Source organism: Moraxella nasibovis (assembly GCF_029581575.1).
In the GTDB taxonomy this organism is placed as follows: Bacteria; Pseudomonadota; Gammaproteobacteria; order Pseudomonadales; family Moraxellaceae; genus Moraxella; species Moraxella nasibovis.
This window is the reverse complement of the sequence record NZ_CP089975.1, coordinates 1,599,162-1,617,377: the sequence shown is the minus strand read 5'-3', so window position 1 is coordinate 1,617,377 and position 18,216 is coordinate 1,599,162. Positions and strand designations below refer to the sequence as shown.

Here is an 18,216-nt window from a genome sequence, read left to right as displayed (position 1 = left end):
ATCAATAGAAATGAGACTTACTTTCAAAACCCAAACAGTTCATAAAACTTACCAATGAATTTGGGGTCTTTGTGGGCTACTCCTTATAAGCCGTCTAAAGCCTCATCCACCATCGCCCGCAGTCTCACCCAATCAAAAAATGCCCCCGGGTCGGTCTTTCTGTGTGGTGCGATGTCGCTGTGCCCCATCAGATGGCGGTGTGTGGCAGGGTAGGCATGGTAAATGGCGACAATGATGTGCGCCAGCGTCTCATACTGAGCGTCAGTAAATGCCGAAAAATCATCGCCTTCAAGCTCAATGCCGATGGTAAAGTCATTGCAATTGCTGCGCCCAAGATAGCCGGATTTGCCCGCATGCCATGCTCGGTCATCAAAATTGACAAACTGCGTCACCGCCCCGTCTCGCTCGATGAACAAATGCGCCGACACTTGCATGTCGTGAATGGTGGCAAAGTAGGGGTGGTCGTCTGCGTTTAGCTGATTTTGAAAAAACGCCTTGACAAAGTGTGTGCCGTTTTTGTCTTTTTTGCCAAATTCGGACGGTGGTAGGCTGATGTTGTGAATGACGATGCCGCTGATTTGTCCGCTGTCGTCAGTGGGGCGTGCGTTGAAATTGGGCGAGGCGATGAAATCTGCACCGAGCAGCACACCATTTTTTATGGAGAAATGTGTCATGATGAGATATACTAAAAACAATCGTTCTTATTTTAGCAAAATTATCATGAATTCCAAACGCTTTTCTTATGGGCTGCTCATGGCGGCGGCAATGGCAAATAACGCCAATGCAGACACGCACGCACATGGCATCACTGATGGTGCAAATCTGCCTGCCACAGCAGACTACGGCTATTTAAAACAAAGCGCCACGCCTTTTATGCTAAGCGATGAGCAGATAGAGCAGCTAAGCGAGCAGGTGCTTTGGCAACGACTTTTGTTGTTGCCTGATGACTTTGCAATGAGCAGACGCCAAAAGCTTGTGGGTGAGAGTGATTTTTTCTTATCAGATTCTAACGGCAAGCCCATCAACGCCAAAGATGAGCTTGTCGCCATGCTGTCTGCCATCGAGCAAGGCGATCAGGTGGTGCTGTGTCGTTTTCCTGCTCGTGCACATTTTTTGGCAAATGAATTGGCAAAGCTTGGGGTGTCTTTGGCGGTGTCTGATGATGGCTGTGCAGATTTTCATGCGTGGGTGGATGACATCGCAGCGACGAGGCTGTCTTTGGTGTTTGCTGAGGAGCATGGTAATAATCTGGCGTCGGCATTTGCGCACACTTTCATGCGCATCGACAGCCGTGAGGACGATGCGACGGGGCAGTTTGCCACCGCCATGAATTATACCGTCAAGGCGGAGCCAAGCGATGGGGTGCTGTCTGGGGCGATTAAGCCTTTGATTGGCGGCTATGCTGGGGTGATGGAGATTTTGCCTTATTCAGTCAAGGCAAATGATTATCTGGTGAAGGATGAGCGAGATTTGTGGGAGTATCGGCTGGATTTGAGTGATGCAGAGGTCGATCAGATCATGCGCCATATTTGGGAGGTGCGCAATCTGGCTCGCCCTTATTATCTGACGCATGACAACTGCGCCACCGAGATCGTGCGTCTGGTGGATGTGGTGCGTGCTGATAAGTCGATATTTGCCAAACTGGGTGCGGTGACGACACCTGCCAAAATCGCTCAGCTGTTACAAAAAGAAGGCATGATTACGCACACGCACTATCATCCTTCCAAATCCACTCAGCGTCAAGCACTCATCAATAATGGCGCAGACTTTGATCTCATGGCAATCAAGCCTAACGACAATAACCCAACCAAAGCCAGCCCAATTCATCGGCTTGGCTTGGGGGTTTTGTATGATGAACGACATGGCGCAGCCTACCATCTGAGTGTCCGAAGTGCTTATCAAGACTGGCTGGATCGTCCTTCTGGGGTGCGAAAATTTCATGAAGTCGTGCTGCCGTCAATTGATATTAAGCACCAAGATGGCAAGATGAGGCTTGATGAGCTGACCATCTTTAAGACCACTTCATTAAACCCGACCAATACCGCCAAGGCATACGCCGACGGACAAAGTGATAAGAAAGCTTTGGCAACGCAAGTGTATCTTGGTGTGCGTCAGACCATCGATGCGTCAGATTGGCATAATGATACGCATACTGTGCTTGATGCCCGCCTACAAAAAGGCAAATCGTGGGCTGTCGGTCAGGGTGCGAAAGCTACGGGCGACTTGCCAGATGCTGTGTGCTATGTGCTGGGTGGTGGCGGTGTTCAGCTTGGTAGGGTTAATCAAGGTTATCGTGTGGGCGTGCAGACCAGTGTCGGCTGTATCCATCATCATACAGACAGGCTGCGGACGGTGGGTGAGATTGCTGTGCCGTACTGGTATCATCACGACAGCATCGGGCGCTCAGGCTATGTGCAGCCATCTGTGGCTTTGGGTATGCAGTATGATTTGGACCGCCATCATGCCCTTAGGATCAATGGCTTAGCCCAAAAAAACCACCACAAACATGACCACAGCTTGCGCATTGAATGGCTTGCTTATTTTTAATGAATTGTCAAATAAATGATGATTGTCGAAATAAGTCATTTTCAAAAATTGGCAATCAAAAATACAAAACCAAAGGGTGTAAATAATGAGTAAATATCTCATCATCGGGCAGGGTAGTATTGGCAAGCAAGTGGCAGTGGGGCTGGCTGCACTGCATCCTGTGGTGGGTGTCAGCCGCAGCGATGTGAAATATGATGCCGATGAGGGCGAACGCCTTACGCATTGGCAGCAAAATGCCTTGTCACTGACCGCTGATAAACTACAAGACTTCACGCACATCGCCATCATCGTCGCACCGTCTGGCTCGGCACAAGATCGGGTGCAGGCGTATCAGGACAGCTATCTTGCGATCTGTCGGCATGTGGCAGATATGGCAAACAGCTTGCCCAATCTGCGCCAAGTGCTGTTCGTGTCATCCACTTCGGTGTATGGCGATGATGATGGCGCACGCATCGACGAAAAGACGCCCGCTGTGCCATCATCGCCCACCGCCCAAGTCCTGCTGACTGCTGAAAACACCATCAGACAGGCGTTCGGCATAAAGTCGGTCATCATCCGTGCCAGTGGCATCTATGGCAAAAATCGACAGCGTATGCTGCGTCTGGCCGCCTGCGCTCACATGGATGGCGTGGCAAAGACGCATTACACCAATCGCATCATGGATGTGGATTTGGTGGCGGTGCTGGTGCGGATTTTGCTAGATGACGACCCCAAGTCTTTATATTTGGCGAGCGATTTTTGTCCTGTGCCAAGCAGTCAGGTGCTGGCTTATCTTTGCAAGCACTTAGGCTTTGAGCCGCCTAAGATTATCCAAGCTCCAGTCACAGGCAAGCAAATCGTCTCAAATCTGCCCCAAGACTGGCTTAGGTTTGCTGATTATCAGCAAGGATATGCGTGGATTTTACAAAATCTAGACACAGCACAAGAGTATTGATGGCGAAAAATCGCATTTTGTTTTGATTTTCTGACTTTAAAAATATTAAAAACTGGCTTTGGATGAATGTTGGAAAAAGCAAGCATAATAAAACCCTGCACAAAAGGCAGGGCTTGGGGTGTTCGTTTGGGTGTATCAGTGGGCGCCTTTGGCTTTTTTAAATGCCACATAAAACGCCAAAATGATGAGTCCTGCGATGAGACCGACCACGCCATTATACAGGCTGCCCGTCAGACCGCCAAACACGCCAGACAGCGCTGCCAAATCCTCAGCCTGATGATGTAAAATATCGATGCCATGCACCAAGATGCCACCACCGACCAAGAACATCGCCAATGTGCCTGCAATGGATAGGAATTTCATTAGCTTTGGTGCAAAAGCCAGTAGGGCATGACCAAGTTTTTTACTGGCTTGATCAGGCTTTTGCAGTAGCTTTAAGCCAGCATCGTCGATTTTGACGATCAATGCCACAAGACCATAGACGCCCACCGTCATCAAGATGGCGATCGTCGCCAAAGACAGCGCCTTAGTCTGCAAAGTAGTGGCGCTCATCACCCCAAGTGAAATCACCACAATCTCAGCTGACAAGATGAAATCGGTGCGAATCGCCCCTTTGATTTTTTCTTTTTCAAAAGCGACCAAATCCACCGAATCATCAGCATTCGCCGCCAAGCGCTCTTGGTGCGCTGTCTCGCTGTCTGTATCAGGCGGTAAAAGTTGTGGGGCAAATTTATGCACCACTTTTTCAGCGCCTTCAAAGCACAAAAACAGACCGCCAAGCATGAGTAGGGGTGTGATGAGCCATGCTGCCACTGCGCTGATGATGAGCGCTGCGGGCACCAAAATGAGCTTATTGATGAAAGAGCCTTTCGCCACTGCCCACACCACCGCCAGCTCTCGGTCGGCACTGACGCCAGTGACCTGCTGTGCGTTTAGCGCCAAGTCATCACCCAAGACACCTGCTGTCTTTTTGGCGGCAAGCTTAGTCATCGCCGCCACATCATCTAAAATCGTACCGATGTCATCAAGAAGCATCAGTAAACTACCACCAGCCATAAAGCTCCAAACCTAAGGTTGTAAAAAGTTTGCTTATTATACTCACTTTTGCCAAAAAGATTGTAAAGTTTGGTAGCTATTTACAAAAAATCATTCAGTTGGACTTGTATGAAAAAATTCCATGAAAATTGTGGGAATTTATGGCATAATAACCAAAATGACACCAATCATGACGGCAGCAACCGTGATGGCTTGCCTGCTTTGAACATTGACGATTTAAATTTGGAGAGATTATGAAAGCTCAATTGATCGCAGCGACCATCGCCGCAGCCGCAGTATTATCAGCGTGCAGCAAGCATGAGGGCGTGCACGCAGTGGACAAGCTAAAAGAGGCAGAGGCTGCTGCATTGGCAAAAGCACCAAAGGCTGAGGAAGTCAAATTTGACGATCATGGTCAGCCGACTTTTGCTGAGACTTCGGGTGCCGCTGACGCAGCTGCCAATGCAACGCCTGCCGCAGACGCAGCCACCGCACAGCCTGTCACTGATGCAGCTGCTGCCACACAGACCACCACCGAAGCGCAGGCAACCACGACAAATCCATAATCAAAAGCACATAAAAATTCTTTTATCCAACATTTTGGCGTTTTTTGTGCCAAAATGTTGGATATTTTGGTTGAAATTTGCCTTTTTATCCTCTATAATACGGTGCTTGTCTTAGGTCGGTCTGATGATTTAAGACAAACGCCGCAACTGCGGATTTTGTTTCCGATTTGAGCTGATGCCCACGCCCAAGACCGTGACGCTATATAATATAACACAGCCTGATCGATGCCACTTGTCTTGTATTTAGGAGTTACTATGCCTTCTGTTAAGGTGAAAGAAAACGAACCAGTTGATATTGCGATTCGTCGTTTCAAGCGTGCTTGTGAGAAAGCGGGTGTTTTGGCTGATGTTCGCAAAAAAGAATTTTTTGAAAAGCCAACGCAAGAGCGTAAGCGCAAAAAAGCCGCTGCCGTGAAGCGTTACAAGAAAAAAGTATGGCGTGAGCAAGTTCGCACCGTGCGCAAATACTAATCCATCATCATGGATCAAAACCCCAAGTCATCGATTTGGGGTTTTTGTTTTAAGAATTGTCAAAAAGTTCGCAAATATGAGCGAGGTGGCGTGTATTCATCAGCTTAAATCTGTCGCCTTAAAACTGATGGATGAAAGCTTTATAAATTTACTCTTTTGTAAACAAAAAACTACAAACAAAAAAACCTGCGTTAAAGCAGGTCTTTTGTGAGCAATAGCACGAAAGATGGATTATTGTGCGTCTGCTACTTCCGTCTCGATGGCTGCTTCTGCTTGTTCTGCGATCTCGTCATGCTTAACGAATGATTGGGCAGTCGGGCGCTGTGCACCTGTTTCTTGGGTCTTTTGTACATCGGCAAGCGCAGCATCAGCCTTGGTCTGTGCGTCGTACTCTGGACCTTCACCCACTGGGTATTCGGTGGTCTCTACCAAAGAAAAGTTACTTTCTTTGTAGAAAATTTTGTCAGACGCTTTGGTCATGGCGTTGCAGCCAGTCAATGCCACAGCGGCAACAGCGATTAAAGCGATGGCTTTCATAGAAGTATCCTAAGAAAAATAAAAGAAAAAATATAGATGGGATTTATGGTTAAATTGATTTATGGTTAAATTATAGCAAATCAACAAGATGTAGGAAATCAGCAGATACATATTTGATACAAAAAGTTCAAAAATTGAACCATGAGCTGACGACTTTTTAGAAAATTTTTATGAAATATTGTAACCTGAAAAAACACCAAATGCCATTTTTTTAAAAATTTAACTGTAAATCCTTATAAAAATTAGGTATATTAGTCTTAATGTTTCATCAGATTGACTCAGATTTTTTGATTTTTTATTTCCTACTTTATATGGCGAGGCACTCATGCAACACCCAGCTAAAAAATTTTCCATCCTAATGACGACAGTACTCACTGCGACGCTTTGTGCTTGCGGTGCTGATAAGGCAGAAGTGCAGCAAAGCCAACCTGCCAGTAGTCAGCCTACCAATAATGTTGCAGCGCCTGCCACGCAAGAGGCACCTGCTGATAACAAAGCGGCGGTGGTGCAAGAGCCGACCGTACCGAAAGATGCAGCCGATGCTGTCAGTCCTGTTGGCGTGCCTGATGTCAAGACGTTGTCGTCAAAGCTGTCCATCGAGGAGGGTAAAAAACGCTATGAACAAACTTGCAAGGTCTGCCATGATCAGGGTCTGCTTGACGCACCAAAGTTGAGTGATAAGGCGGAGTGGGCAAAGCGTCTGGAAAAGGGCGTGGATACTTTGTATGAGCATTCTGCCAAGGGCTTCAATAAAATGCCTGCTCAGGCGGTCAGCACGGTGACGGAGGCTGAGGTGTATGCGGCGGTTGATTATATGCTTGAGCAGGCAAAATGATGCTGCACTGATGATAAAAACACGGGACGATCATTGGTCGCCCCGTGTTTTTTTGATTGTTTTGATTGTTTTGATTGTAAAATCTACACAAAATCAATTTTAACAATCACATATTTGGATAGTTCGGACCGCCGCCGCCTTCTGGCGTGACCCATGTGATGTTTTGGGCAGGGTCTTTGATGTCGCAGGTTTTGCAGTGCACGCAGTTTTGGCTGTTGATGACAAATCGTGCGCCTTCTGGGGCATTTTCATCTGGCACGACTTCATACACACCAGCAGGGCAGTAGCGCTGGGCAGGCTCGGCGTACATCGGCAAGTTGCGGCTGATTGGCACGGTAGGGTCGGTCAGTTTAAGGTGGCATGGCTGATCTTCGGCGTGGTTGGTGTTTGAGATGAACACGCTTGACAGCTTATCAAAGGTGAGCTTGCCATCTGGCTTTGGATAATCAGGCTTATAGGCGTGGTCGGCTTTGTCTAGTTGCTTGTAGTCTGGCGTGTTGTCGCTGATGGTTAGTGGCAGCTTGCCATTGAACAAATTTTGCTCAATATAAGTAAACGCACCGCCCATGAGCGTGCCCATGCGGTGAATGGCAGGGGCGAAATTGCGCGCGGTGTGCGCATCTTCATAAAGCCAGGAGTTTTCAAAGTTGCTTTGATACTCAGTCACTTCATCATGCGCACGACCAGCTTTAATGGCGGCAAAGACGCTCTCGGCGGCGATCATGCCTGATTTCATCGAAGTGTGCGTGCCTTTGAGCTTGGCAGGGTTCAAAAATCCTGCATCATCGCCAACCAGCACGCCACCAGCAAAGCTAAGCTTAGGCAAGCTGTTTAAGCCGCCTTTTGTCAAAGCCCTTGCGCCGTAGGACAAGCGTTTGCCGCCTTCTAAGATGGGGCGAATGGTTGGGTGGAGTTTTAGGCGTTGTAATTCATCAAACGGTGAAAAGTAAGGATTTTTGTAAGATAAGTCGCAAATCAGACCAAAGCTCACCTGATTGTCTTCGGCAAAGTACAAGAACCAGCCACCGCTTGCGCCTGTTTCAGATAATGGCCAGCCTGTGCCGTGCATGATGACGCCTTCTTCGTGTTTGTCGGCGTCGATTTCCCACAGCTCTTTTAGACCGATGCCGTAGTGCTGTGGGTCTTTGTCTTTGTCAAGGTTGAAACGGCTGATCAGGCGTTTGCCAAGATGTCCACGGCAGCCTTCGGCAAAGATGGTGTATTTGGCAAGTAGGTCGTAGCCTGGCTCAAATGAGGGTTTGGCTTCGCCTTCGGCATTGACACCCATGTCACCTGTGCGAATGCCTTTGACCGAGCCGTCGTCGTTATATAAGATCTCGCTGGCAGCAAAGCCAGGGAATAGCATGATTTCCATCTCTTCGGCACGAGCGGCAAGCCAGCGCACGACATTGCCCAAAGAGACGATGTAGTTGCCTTCGTTGTGCAAAGGCTTTGGCACGACCCAGTCGGGCGTTTGAATGGCTTTGGTGTCGTTTAGCATCATATAGACACGGTCTTCTTTGGCGGCGACAGTGATGGGCGCATCCATATTTTTCCAGTCGGGCAAAAGCTCGTCAAGCGCACGAGTTTCCATGATTGCCCCCGACAAGATGTGCGCACCAAATTCTGAGCCTTTTTCCACCACACAGACCATAAATTCGTCCATGCCAGCTTCATTGGCAAGCTGTTTTAGGCGAATCGCCGCCGACAGACCAGAAGGTCCGCCACCGACAATCACCACATCAAATTCCATCGATTCTCGTTCTATGTGTTGCATATGCTGTCCTATTGGCTTGGTGACTTTTGACCGCAAAACCGATTTTAACGGCGAAAAATCATGCGGATTTGGCTGATAGAAAGTAATGACCATCAAAAGCAAAAGCTTGATGTGTCAAAGCGTGGCTATATTTTACCAATCTTGGTGAATTAGGCAAGTTAATAATCATCACAAATTGTATTTTTGCGTAACAATCGTCAATTTTGCCCTGAAAAACGGCTTAAATATTGCTTTTGTGGACAAAACTGGGCTACAATTATCGCTAAAAATGCGCAGGATTGGGGTTTTTATCCAAGCAAATATCCAAGCAAATGGCTTTAAAAAACAACCAAAACGAGGATGGAATAATGAGTCAAGCCACACAAAGCACCCACGAGAAAGAATTAAAAAATACCAATAAAAACAGCAGCTTAAATGACATCATGTCCGCCATTTCTGACGGTGAGCCGTCACGCAAAATTCCGCCACTTGACGCTTGGCAACCGACTGCGGTGCATGATTTTGACATCATTATCAAAGATAATGGCGAGTGGTATCATGAGGGCGTAAAAATGACTCGCCAGTCACTTGTAGATCTGTTTGCCAGCGTGCTTTGGGGGCGGGATGAGGACGGTAAGCAGGCATATTTTCTAAAAACACCGCATGATTTGTACCGCATTCAAGTGGCGGATGTGCCGCTTTTTGTCAATACGGTGGATGAGGTCGAGCAAGATGGCAAGACTTGGATTGTCTTTGGCACGACCAATGGCGACCGCATCGTACTTGATGATAAGCCTTTGTATTTTAAAGAATTCATCAAAGATGGTCGTGCTGAGCAGCGCCTGTACATCGACACCAGATTTGGTCTGAGCGCTCGCATTGGTGCCAATGTGCTGTATCATCTGATCGAGATGGGGGAGCTTGATGAGATGGGTGATAAGACGGTGCTGACTTTGATGAGTGGTGGCAGGGTGCATCAAGTGGAGACGCAGCATGATTAACCAGCATCCTGATTTTATCGATGCTTTTGAGGAGGCGCCGATTGGTGTGTTTGACTCAGGGGTCGGTGGGTTGTCAGTGTATCGGCATTTGCAGGCGTCTTTGCCCAATGAGCGCTTTATTTATTATGCTGATACTGCCAATGTGCCTTATGGCAATAAGTCTGGCGATGAGATTTTGTTATTGACATTGCAAGCGGTGGCTCGTCTATGCAAAAGGGGCTGTAAGCTCATCGTCATCGCTTGCAACAGTGCGTCTGCTCATGCGCTCACGGCGATGCGACAGCGGTGTAGCGTGCCCATTGTAGGGCTTGTGCCTGCGGTAAAGCCCGCTTGTTCCATGACGCAGACCAAAAAAATCGCCGTGCTTGCCACGCAGGCAACCTTAAATGGTCGCCTACTGGCAGAAGTGATTGATGAGGTCGCCAGACCTGCCGGCATCGAGGTGTATAAGCATTTTGAGCCACGCTTGGTGCCGTGGGTGGAATCTGGCATGCCGATCGTCTCTGAGGTCGCAAGGCTGCTCATTGAGCAGGTCAAAATCTGGGCGGCTGATGGCGTGGATGTGATCGTGCTTGGCTGTACGCATTACCCGTTTTTTAAGCAATTTTTGCAAGCATACATTGACGAACAAAAGCTGAACATTCATCTGGTGGATTCTGGTGTGGCGATCGCTGAGCGGGTGAAATCCTTGCTGGGTGTTTATCAGATCGCCGCCAACAACCCAAAGGCGCACCCTTTGACTTTCTATGCCAGTCGTTTTGATGAAAATTTGGTGGCGACGGTGACAGGTCTCATCGATGATGCTGTTTGTTTTGTGGGGCATGACTTTGCGCCGCTGGCAGGTCATGAGTATGTGAAAATCGCCAAAGGCTCATAAAGGGACTTGATGGCTGGCATGAAAATATGAAATTAAAATGTAGAAAAAATGTAAATTTTGCCGTCATTGGCATTGTGTTTTTGGGTAAAGTTTGGTCTAATGAGAGTTATGATTTTTCAGGCAAATGGATCAAAGTTAGACCGATAGATTGAGCCATCTGACTGAAACTGACTGAAAGTTTAAACCAACCCAAATCAATCCAAGGAGTAAAATATGTCGGACAGCAAACTTACCCAAGAAATTAAAAAATTTGACCAACTAGAAGACAGCATGCGTGATGCCGAAAAATCTCGCACCCTAGAAGAGCAGGTGGCATACCTAAAATCGCAAGGCATCGACCCTGCCAAAACTTATGCCAAATGGGATGATGACAAAGTAGAAGAATAGTCTTTTTGCTTTAAGGCTCATATTTGCCGATTTGAAAATTTGTACAAAAGCAAGGGTGGTGAATCTACCCTTGCTTTTTGTGTGGCTTTTATTGTGCGAATTTTATTTTAAAATCATTAAATTAACACAATAACCCCAGTGGGAATTGAGGTTTATTTAACTTATAAAACTTAAAAATGATACAAGCCTGCCTATGATACAAGCTCGCTTAGTGTTGGGTTAAGCGATGGCAAAACCCAACAAATTCAATGACTTATGACAAAATGATGGGCTGTGCGGCTGCCAGCCAAACTCATATCGCCGTATCATTTTGTCAGTGTCATCATGGGCTTGGAACGAGTGAGACGGTGCCATCTGCATTGACCACACGCTGATAGGTCTTGGGCGTGATGGTCTTGACAGGCGTTGAGACCTGCTGATTGCTCGGCACACGGCTGACTGGCACCTGATACGGCATGGTGCTACTTGTATGCACGATGGGTGCAGGATTTGGGCTGACACGGCTTGTGATCAAGCGGTGGAATTTTTGACCTGCTCGACCGTCTGGTGTCACGCCGACTTTGCGTTGATAATCCATGATGGCACGGCGAGTGTTGTCACCGATGATGCCATCGACATTGCCGATGTCGTAGCCTGCGTTGATGAGCGCTTGTTGGATTTCTTTGGCTTCACGGCGGCTGATGCCGGGGTCATCGGTCGGCCAAGGGGTGGCAAAGTTGGTGTTGGTGCTGGCAGTTTCGATCAAAGTGGACAGATGAGCGATGGCGAGCGCATAGCTTTCTGAGGCGTTGTAGCTATAGAAAGTATCAAAGTTTTTGCCGACCAAGAAGGCAGGACCACTGCGACCTGCTGGCAATAGTAAGCCAGCTGATGCCATGTTGTTTGGCAATGGGCGACCGTCTGGCAGGGTGATGCCTTGATTTTGCCAGTGGCTGATGCTGCGCTTGGTGGTGCGACCGCTGGCGCCTGTGTAGCCGTTTAATTTGACTTCATAGCCCCAAGGCTCGCCTGCTCGATAGCCACGCTTGGCCAAGAAGTTGGCGGTACTGGCAAGGGCGTCTGCTTTGCTATTGACCAAGTCTTTGCGTCCGTCGCCATCAAAATCCACTGCCAGCTCCAAGAAGGTGCTTGGCATGAACTGCGTCTGACCGAACGCCCCTGCCCATGAGCCGTTCATGTCTTGGGCACGCACATCGCCGTTTTGGACGATGCGAAGGGCATTGGCAAATTCTTTACGGAAGTAGCTTTGGCGGCGGTCAAAGCAAGACAGCGTCGCAAGGCTGCTAAATAGGTTTTTGCCACCCAAAGTCTGCCCAAAATTACTCTCCACCCCCCACACGCCAAGCACATGCTCAGGTTTTACGCCATAGCGAGCTTCGATGCGGCGCAGTACATCCGCCTGCTCAGCTTTGGCTTTTAAGCCGTCTGCCACACGCTCAGCATCGACCAAAGAGGCGTGATAATCCCAGACATCTTTTTTAAATTCTGGCTGATAATTGAGCGAACGAATGACGCTGGGGTCAGGTTCGCTTGGGCGATAGGTCTCAAAAGTCGAGGACGAAATGCTTTGAAAATTTGATGAGTTTTTCAAAGTATTCAAGCATTGCTGAAATTCGCTGTTTGATAAATTGGGCAGATCATTTGCCAAGGCTTGCGAGGTGGTGCCTAGTGCAGCTAGGGCTAGGGCGAGTTTGAGGGGTTTGTTCATACAAAATCCTAAGTTAATTAAAACATGAAATGATAAGGTGGCTGTTAAAGTGGCTATGCGCCAACCAAACTTAAAAACCAAAGGTAAAACCAAAGATGGTCTTGGGTGCAAATGGCAATTTGTCCTAACAATGCCGATTGGGAAGGGTGTCTTGCAACCGCCTGCAAAAATAAATTTCTATGCCAATTTGCGATGAGTGGGCATAGAGTACAAAACTTTTGTCATTTTACAAAGCAAAATTGATAAAATCTACCATTGGGCAAGGTTTTGGTAAGATTTATGGCTAAAATGTGGGGTTATCGGCTTTGTTTTGACCCGTGCGATTGAGCTGTTTTTGTTGTCTGATGGCTTTTTTGCTGTGGACTTCAAGATACCAAGTTAAGAAAATAGCCGCCACCAACAACGAGACGACGAGCGCCATCCAAAACCCATAAATGCCAAAGCCATAATGAAACGCCAATATGTAACCTGGCAAAAGACCACAACCCCAAAAGGCGAGCAGATGAATCATCATTGGTACATTGGTGATTTTGTAGCCACGCAGGGCGCTACTTGCCACACATTGCACCGCATCGCCCAGCTGAAAGGCGGCAGCATACATAAGTACCGTCGCAGCGATGCCAATCACTGCCAAATCATCGGTGTATATCGTGGCGAGCGGATGGCGCATGGTGATTAAAATCGCTGCTGTCACAAAGGACATGATGATGGCGCTGATGATCGCCACGCCAGAGACATAGCGTGCCCGATGAGCTCGGTGCTGCCCCAGATAAAAGCCTGTACGCACCGTCGCAGCGATACCAAGACTCTGCGGCAGCATATACAGCAGGCTGCTTAAACTGATGGCAATCTGCTGGGCTGCGACATAATCTTCGGTCGTGCCAGAAGCATCCCCTTTAAGGCGTGCCACAAAGAACATGATGCAGGTGAATAAGCTGACTTCAATAAAAAAAGACAAGCCAATGGGCAGTCCTAGACGGGTGATCTCGACGAGGGTTTTGAGATTGGGCGGGCTGAATTTATCCATCAAACCAAAGGGCTTAAAGTAGCGGTCTTTGGCGATGTAAATGCCCAAAATGAGGGTATTTAGCCAAAAGACGATGGCGGTCGCCACGCCGCAGCCTGCACCACCCAAGGCAGGCATGCCAAATTTGCCATAGACGAAAATCCAGTTTAATGGAATGTTTGCCAAAAAGCACAGCCAGCTGACGATCATGATGGCTTTTGGGCGGTTGAGACTGGATGCGTAGGCGTGTAGTCCTCGATGGATCATGGCGGCAGGCATGGCAAATCCGATGAACCAAAGGTAGTCTTCGGTGATGGCAAGCGTCTGGGCGCTCAGATCAAAAAACGCCTTAAAAGGCGTGATCGCCGCCCACATGATGAACATGCCAAGTACGCCTGTGATGAGTCCATACCACAGACCCTGCCGCCCCATCTCGCCGATTTGTTCGGTCTGCCCAGCGCCATGCTTTTGGGCGATCATCGGGCTTAGCGCCACCATCACACCAAGCAAGGTTACATACACGGTCGTAAATAGACTGCTGCCCAGCGCCACCGCCGCCAGATCGCCTTTGCCCGCACCACCTGCCATGATTGTATCAACAAAGCTTGTTCCTACTTGTGCTATCTGCGCAAGCAGCATGGGCATTGCCAAAGAGACTAAGGCGCTCAGCTCTTTTTTGTAGGTAGCGATGGGGTATTTGGCGATGTCTAGCATGGTGGTGTGGGCAGATTAAAACGATGAATGATAATAGCAAATGACTAGAAGCTAAAAACGCATGATTATAACATATTTCTTAGCTTTATTGGCAGGGCTGACAAGTCTGATTGATAAAAATTGGTTGATAAAAATGGATTGTCAAAAATATGGTTTTGCTTATTTTGAAATCGTACTTTACTAGATTTGTTTATTTTGTGATGATTGTAAGTTTGATGGGCTGTCCGCTTGTCTTTGCCTTGCTATAACGCCACACCCCATCAATCCAGCCGCCAATACACTTTCACTACCATATCCTCTCTATCAAGCTGTAAGTTGTCCTTAAAAGACGCACGCAGCTTTTTAATCAGCTTGCTTTCCATTGCTGTCCAGACGCTGTCAATTTTTACAGATTGCTTGGTGATGAGCTGTTCAATTGGTGGGAGTAGCTCTATCGGCGTGTTATAGCTTAACAGATGATAAGAGCAAGGACATTCTTGCAGATAGGCTGTATCCTGTGTGTCGTGCAGGCAGGCGATGACGATGGGATTGTCAAGCTGCTGCAACTCTAATATCCGAAATACCGTAGGCAAGGAAGTTTCATCGCCGATGAGCAGCACCTGCCCGTGCAGATGGGCGGTTTTTTCAGGGTAGCGGCGATTACTGATGAGATGGTCGCCTGCTTTTAGGCTGTTTGCCCACACTGAGCCTGCCGTGTCGCCGTGCGTAAAGATATCAATCTCGCCCACCACCTCATCGTTACCATCGCCATCTTTGCTATGCCACGCACGGCGTAGGGTGTAGTATCGCATTTCGGTGTCCGATACTTTAAATAAATAAGCAAAGCCTGCTTGGTCGGTGGGTGTGTCGTCTGGCAAGAGAGCGGTGATGCGGACAAAATTACCAATGTGGCTGATTTGTCTGACAAGCAGATGGTCTTGGGTCTCAATGACATAGGGTCTGCCTGTGGCTTTGCCTGCGATTTTTAAGAGAGTCAGATAGGATTTTTGTAAATGATCAATGTCGGTTAGGGGTTTTTTAAATTCAAAGAAAAAAGTATGCTCGCCTGCTTGATTTTGAATGAGAAACTCCAAGCCTTGCTCGTAGATTTGCGTGAGTTTGGCGGAAAGAGGTGTGTCTTGATGCCGTAATTGTGCGTCATACAGAGCAAAGGTCATCACTTCATCGGCGTGGTCGCCATTGATGTGGGCGATGATTTCAAGGACGGCTTCGTGGTGAAAGGGGGTTGGAGTATCCATAGTGTTTTGTGATTCAAATGGCTGTGAATGTTGGTGTTAAAATGAAGGGCGAAGCGGTGCTTGTCCTGACTGTCGCCCCTGATTTTGAGTTTTAATGCGTGTGGTTAAAATTGGTAGCTGATTTTACCCACGATACTAAGCGGTTCTTGGTACATAATTTGGTCAAATGGCACATTGATGTCAAAGTATTTTTTGTTAAAGACATTATTGACATTGACCTGCGCATTCCAATGGTCGTTCAACTGATATTTTGCCATCACATTTGCCAAGACCACAGGCTTTTGCGTGAGTTTTTCGGTGCTGCCTGACACAGGATTGACGATTAGATGATAGCGAGATGAATTATAAGTCATGCCAGCACCCAAAGTCAGCTTAGGTAGGCTTGTGGGCGTATAAGTGCCAAAAGCATTGACCTTAGTGGCAGGGTGTTCGGTGCGAATCGGCGTGCCGCTGCCGTTGTCCACTTTGGCGTGGCTAAACCCAAGCGTGGCGTGCAGCTGTGGGGTAATCTTGCCAGAGACTTCCATCTCAATACCACGACTGGTGGCGTCGATGCCTTCTTTATAAAACAGCCAAGGGCGGTCGCTGCGGCGGACGGCAGAGTCCACAGGGTAGTTTTTTTGCTTGATGTCAAATAGGGCGACTTGGGCGGTTAGGCTGCCGTCAGTGGTGCTTCCTTTCCAGCCAACCTCAATGGTGTTGCCTTCTTTGGGGGCGAGCAGTTTGTCGTCCGTGCCGATGGCATCATCTTGGGGCTTGTAGATACTGGCATAACTGGCGTATAGCGAGTGGTTGTCATTGACATCAAACACCAGACCGCCATAAGGGGTGAATACGCCAGATTCTTTGTGGCTGGCGGCGTTAATAACAACGCCATCACGGTCATAATCCGACACACGACCACCCAAAATCATTGCCAATTTGTCCGTGGGCTTGATGCGAAGTGTGCCGTACACACTTTTTTCTTTGATGGCGACATCGGTGTAGCCCAGATAGGGACTGATTGCCCCAAAGCTGGGTCTGCCTGCATACGAGCCGTCCCAGTCGTAGTAGCTTGGCAAGGCAGCGGCAGGATACAGGGCGTTGTCATCGTCATAATAATAAGAAAAGCGTTTGATTTTGCTGTAGTCAGCACCAATAAGCCAGTCGTGCGTGCGTCCAAGTGCCTCAAAAGTACCTTTTAAGTCGGCTTGATAAGACTGCTGCTTGCGTCCTAGATGAAATTTGGTGGGCATCACGGTAAAGTCGTGGGTATTTGCCAAACTGCCAGTCAAGCGACCACGAGGGAAACTGCCCCACAATAGTCCTGTATCTTTGTCCACCGCACCACTGGCGTACATCAGCAGCGGGTCGCCTTTGTTGTTGCTGTGGCTACCCTTGACAGACAGCTCTGTGCCATTGGTAAAGTAGTGCTTTAAATCGGCAAACAGCGTCTGATTGGTGGTATCCCAATTAGAAAATGCCGCCGAGACATTTTTGCCCGTATCCCAATCAATGCGACTGCCATCGGTATAAAAAACAGGCAGACCGCCCCACATACTCTCTCGCCATTTGGTCTTTTGGTGGCTGTACCCAAGACTGACTTCGGTATTTTGTCCGATGTCGGCATCAATCGCGCCATATAAGGTTGTAAAGCCACGCTTTTCTCTGTCCACATAGCTGCCCCCATTTTGATGGGCGGCGACCACACGACCACGCACCGTGCCAGAGGTGTTGAGCTTGCTGCCAACATCTGCCATAATGCCATAGTTGTTAAAATTATTGGCATTGACGCTAATCTCGCCTGTGGGCATGTGGCTCGTGGCTCGCTTGCGGTGCAAGGTGATGGCGGCGGACGGTTCGCCTGAGCCAGACAATAGCCCTGTGCTGCCACGCACGATGGATATGTGGTCGTAGATGCCAATGTTGGCAAGATTCTCCCCTGTGCTTTGCTGCTGTGTGAAATCCACATCCAGCCCATCAACAAAATACTGCTCCACATCAAAACCGCGAGAGCTAAACACCACTCGCTTGCCGTCTAGTGCTATGGCATTGACCCCTGTGCTTTGGCGTAGAGCATCTTTTAAATACTGCACATTTTGGTCTTTCATCTGCTTTTCGGTCATGGTGGTAAATGACTGTGGCGTTTCTTTGGGCGATAAATCAAGCCCTGTGGCACTGTCGGTGCGAGTTAAGACATAAGAATTTTGGGCATTGATGACGACTTCTAGCGTGTCTAAATCCACCGTCGGCAGCTCATCGTCATTGGCGACGGTCGCTGCGGAGGTATTTGCAGCGGCAAGGGCGGTGCTTGTAGCGGCGATACTGGCAAATAGGGCAATTTTGATGGCAATGCCCAAAGTATTTGGAGTGATGTTACGCATAAATGATGTCCTTAGAATGTATGGTCCGCCAACTTTGAAATGCAGTCTGCCAAAATAGGGTCTACCGGCTTTGAAATGGGATTTGCCAAACTCGCCCACAGCACCATTTGTACCATTTACTCGTTTTTTGTCTTATTTCAAAGTTGCTTGACCACAGGCAAATAAACTCTTGGATAAAAAACTTAATGTTTTTGCGTATTATAGTAAAAATGATAGGCATTATCAATTGAAATTTTACAGA

17 protein-coding genes are annotated in these 18,216 nt (G+C 48.1%); 9 read left to right on the top strand and 8 right to left on the bottom strand.

The features are described 5' to 3' along the window. Window positions 1-83 precede the first annotated feature (83 nt). Window positions 84-674, bottom strand: coding sequence for a 1,6-anhydro-N-acetylmuramyl-L-alanine amidase AmpD (gene ampD / locus LU290_RS07760; protein ID WP_370688528.1), 591 nt, complete (start codon window positions 672-674; stop codon window positions 84-86). Here ampD and LU290_RS07755 point away from each other — a divergent pair. Together LU290_RS07755 and LU290_RS07750 are read left to right on the top strand one after the other, a co-directional pair. Further along, window positions 673-2,547, top strand: a complete 1,875-nt coding sequence (locus tag LU290_RS07755) for an Lnb N-terminal periplasmic domain-containing protein (protein WP_277808034.1) — start codon at window positions 673-675, stop codon at window positions 2,545-2,547. The two genes, ampD and LU290_RS07755, sit on opposite strands and share 2 nt — an antisense overlap. Window positions 2,548-2,632: 85 nt before the next feature. Next, window positions 2,633-3,481, top strand: coding sequence for an NAD-dependent epimerase/dehydratase family protein (locus tag LU290_RS07750; RefSeq protein WP_277808033.1), 849 nt, complete (start codon window positions 2,633-2,635; stop codon window positions 3,479-3,481). Between the two features lie 135 nt (window positions 3,482-3,616). On the opposite strand, the gene LU290_RS07745 is transcribed toward LU290_RS07750, so the two are convergent. Then, entirely contained in the window at window positions 3,617-4,537 is a 921-nt protein-coding gene (locus tag LU290_RS07745; RefSeq protein WP_277808032.1) for a DUF808 domain-containing protein, read from the bottom strand. Between the two features lie 108 nt (window positions 4,538-4,645). Between LU290_RS07745 and LU290_RS07740 the strand changes: the two genes are divergently transcribed. The 3 genes from LU290_RS07740 (at window position 4,646) to rpsU (ending at window position 5,553) form a co-directional block, all read left to right on the top strand. Beyond that, complete coding sequence (locus LU290_RS07740; RefSeq protein ID WP_277808031.1) at window positions 4,646-4,774, top strand: hypothetical protein; 129 nt, start codon at window positions 4,646-4,648, stop codon at window positions 4,772-4,774. Continuing rightward, window positions 4,771-5,082 (top strand): hypothetical protein, encoded by a 312-nt coding sequence (locus LU290_RS07735; protein WP_277808030.1) that lies wholly within the window; start codon window positions 4,771-4,773, stop codon window positions 5,080-5,082. Before LU290_RS07740 ends, LU290_RS07735 begins: the two co-directional genes overlap by 4 nt. 255 nt (window positions 5,083-5,337) lie before the next feature. Further along, entirely contained in the window at window positions 5,338-5,553 is a 216-nt protein-coding gene (gene rpsU / locus LU290_RS07730; RefSeq protein WP_242748412.1) for a 30S ribosomal protein S21, read from the top strand. A gap of 231 nt (window positions 5,554-5,784) precedes the next feature. On the opposite strand, the gene LU290_RS07725 is transcribed toward rpsU, so the two are convergent. Beyond that, the gene (locus LU290_RS07725; RefSeq protein ID WP_277808029.1) at window positions 5,785-6,090 is read right to left on the bottom strand and encodes a hypothetical protein; all 306 of its coding nucleotides are present in this window, start codon (window positions 6,088-6,090) and stop codon (window positions 5,785-5,787) included. A gap of 325 nt (window positions 6,091-6,415) precedes the next feature. Here LU290_RS07725 and LU290_RS07720 point away from each other — a divergent pair, with 325 nt between their 5' ends. Then, window positions 6,416-6,925 carry a c-type cytochrome gene (locus LU290_RS07720; RefSeq protein WP_277808028.1) on the top strand — a complete coding sequence of 170 codons (510 nt, stop codon included), beginning with the start codon at window positions 6,416-6,418 and terminating at the stop codon, window positions 6,923-6,925. A 106-nt stretch (window positions 6,926-7,031) separates the two neighbouring features. Here the strand turns inward: LU290_RS07720 and LU290_RS07715 are convergent, their stop codons facing one another. Continuing rightward, window positions 7,032-8,702, bottom strand: coding sequence for an electron transfer flavoprotein-ubiquinone oxidoreductase (locus LU290_RS07715; protein WP_277808027.1), 1,671 nt, complete (start codon window positions 8,700-8,702; stop codon window positions 7,032-7,034). 347 nt (window positions 8,703-9,049) lie between these two features. On the opposite strand from LU290_RS07715, the gene LU290_RS07710 reads away from it, so the two are divergent. The 3 genes from LU290_RS07710 to LU290_RS07700 all read left to right on the top strand — a co-directional run bounded on the left by LU290_RS07710 (window position 9,050) and on the right by LU290_RS07700 (window position 10,946). Then, window positions 9,050-9,682, top strand: coding sequence for a DUF1285 domain-containing protein (locus LU290_RS07710; protein WP_277808026.1), 633 nt, complete (start codon window positions 9,050-9,052; stop codon window positions 9,680-9,682). After that, on the top strand, window positions 9,675-10,559 hold the full coding sequence (murI, locus tag LU290_RS07705) for a glutamate racemase (protein ID WP_277808025.1): 885 nt from the start codon (window positions 9,675-9,677) through the stop codon (window positions 10,557-10,559). Before LU290_RS07710 ends, murI begins: the two co-directional genes overlap by 8 nt. Window positions 10,560-10,772: 213 nt before the next feature. Beyond that, entirely contained in the window at window positions 10,773-10,946 is a 174-nt protein-coding gene (locus LU290_RS07700) for a hypothetical protein (RefSeq protein ID WP_277808024.1), read from the top strand. A gap of 322 nt (window positions 10,947-11,268) precedes the next feature. Here LU290_RS07700 and LU290_RS07695 read toward each other — a convergent pair whose 3' ends face one another. The 4 genes from LU290_RS07695 to LU290_RS07680 form a co-directional block, all read right to left on the bottom strand. Next, window positions 11,269-12,654, bottom strand: a complete 1,386-nt coding sequence (locus tag LU290_RS07695) for a lytic murein transglycosylase (RefSeq protein WP_277808023.1) — start codon at window positions 12,652-12,654, stop codon at window positions 11,269-11,271. 283 nt (window positions 12,655-12,937) lie between these two features. Then, entirely contained in the window at window positions 12,938-14,374 is a 1,437-nt protein-coding gene (locus tag LU290_RS07690) for an MATE family efflux transporter (RefSeq protein WP_277808022.1), read from the bottom strand. A gap of 260 nt (window positions 14,375-14,634) precedes the next feature. After that, the gene (locus LU290_RS07685; protein WP_277808021.1) at window positions 14,635-15,612 is read right to left on the bottom strand and encodes an SIP domain-containing protein; all 978 of its coding nucleotides are present in this window, start codon (window positions 15,610-15,612) and stop codon (window positions 14,635-14,637) included. 104 nt (window positions 15,613-15,716) lie between these two features. Next, a complete protein-coding gene (locus LU290_RS07680) occupies window positions 15,717-17,975 on the bottom strand; it encodes a TonB-dependent siderophore receptor (protein ID WP_277808020.1) in 2,259 nt (752 codons plus the stop codon). Window positions 17,976-18,216: the final 241 nt, after the last annotated feature.

Bases quoted from the DNA above. Each gene is read 5' to 3' on its own strand.
- LU290_RS07755 (WP_277808034.1), top strand. From the start codon at position 673: ATGATGAGATATACTAAAAACAATCGTTCTTATTTTAGCAAAATTATC.
- ampD (WP_370688528.1), bottom strand. From the start codon at position 674: ATGACACATTTCTCCATAAAAAATGGTGTGCTGCTCGGTGCAGATTTC.
- LU290_RS07750 (WP_277808033.1), top strand. From the start codon at position 2,633: ATGAGTAAATATCTCATCATCGGGCAGGGTAGTATTGGCAAGCAAGTG.
- LU290_RS07745 (WP_277808032.1), bottom strand. From the start codon at position 4,537: ATGGCTGGTGGTAGTTTACTGATGCTTCTTGATGACATCGGTACGATT.
- LU290_RS07740 (WP_277808031.1), top strand. From the start codon at position 4,646: ATGAAAAAATTCCATGAAAATTGTGGGAATTTATGGCATAATAACCAA.
- LU290_RS07735 (WP_277808030.1), top strand. From the start codon at position 4,771: ATGAAAGCTCAATTGATCGCAGCGACCATCGCCGCAGCCGCAGTATTA.
- rpsU (WP_242748412.1), top strand. From the start codon at position 5,338: ATGCCTTCTGTTAAGGTGAAAGAAAACGAACCAGTTGATATTGCGATT.
- LU290_RS07725 (WP_277808029.1), bottom strand. From the start codon at position 6,090: ATGAAAGCCATCGCTTTAATCGCTGTTGCCGCTGTGGCATTGACTGGC.
- LU290_RS07720 (WP_277808028.1), top strand. From the start codon at position 6,416: ATGCAACACCCAGCTAAAAAATTTTCCATCCTAATGACGACAGTACTC.
- LU290_RS07715 (WP_277808027.1), bottom strand. From the start codon at position 8,702: ATGCAACACATAGAACGAGAATCGATGGAATTTGATGTGGTGATTGTC.
- LU290_RS07710 (WP_277808026.1), top strand. From the start codon at position 9,050: ATGAGTCAAGCCACACAAAGCACCCACGAGAAAGAATTAAAAAATACC.
- murI (WP_277808025.1), top strand. From the start codon at position 9,675: ATGATTAACCAGCATCCTGATTTTATCGATGCTTTTGAGGAGGCGCCG.
- LU290_RS07700 (WP_277808024.1), top strand. From the start codon at position 10,773: ATGTCGGACAGCAAACTTACCCAAGAAATTAAAAAATTTGACCAACTA.
- LU290_RS07695 (WP_277808023.1), bottom strand. From the start codon at position 12,654: ATGAACAAACCCCTCAAACTCGCCCTAGCCCTAGCTGCACTAGGCACC.
- LU290_RS07690 (WP_277808022.1), bottom strand. From the start codon at position 14,374: ATGCTAGACATCGCCAAATACCCCATCGCTACCTACAAAAAAGAGCTG.
- LU290_RS07685 (WP_277808021.1), bottom strand. From the start codon at position 15,612: ATGGATACTCCAACCCCCTTTCACCACGAAGCCGTCCTTGAAATCATC.
- LU290_RS07680 (WP_277808020.1), bottom strand. From the start codon at position 17,975: ATGCGTAACATCACTCCAAATACTTTGGGCATTGCCATCAAAATTGCC.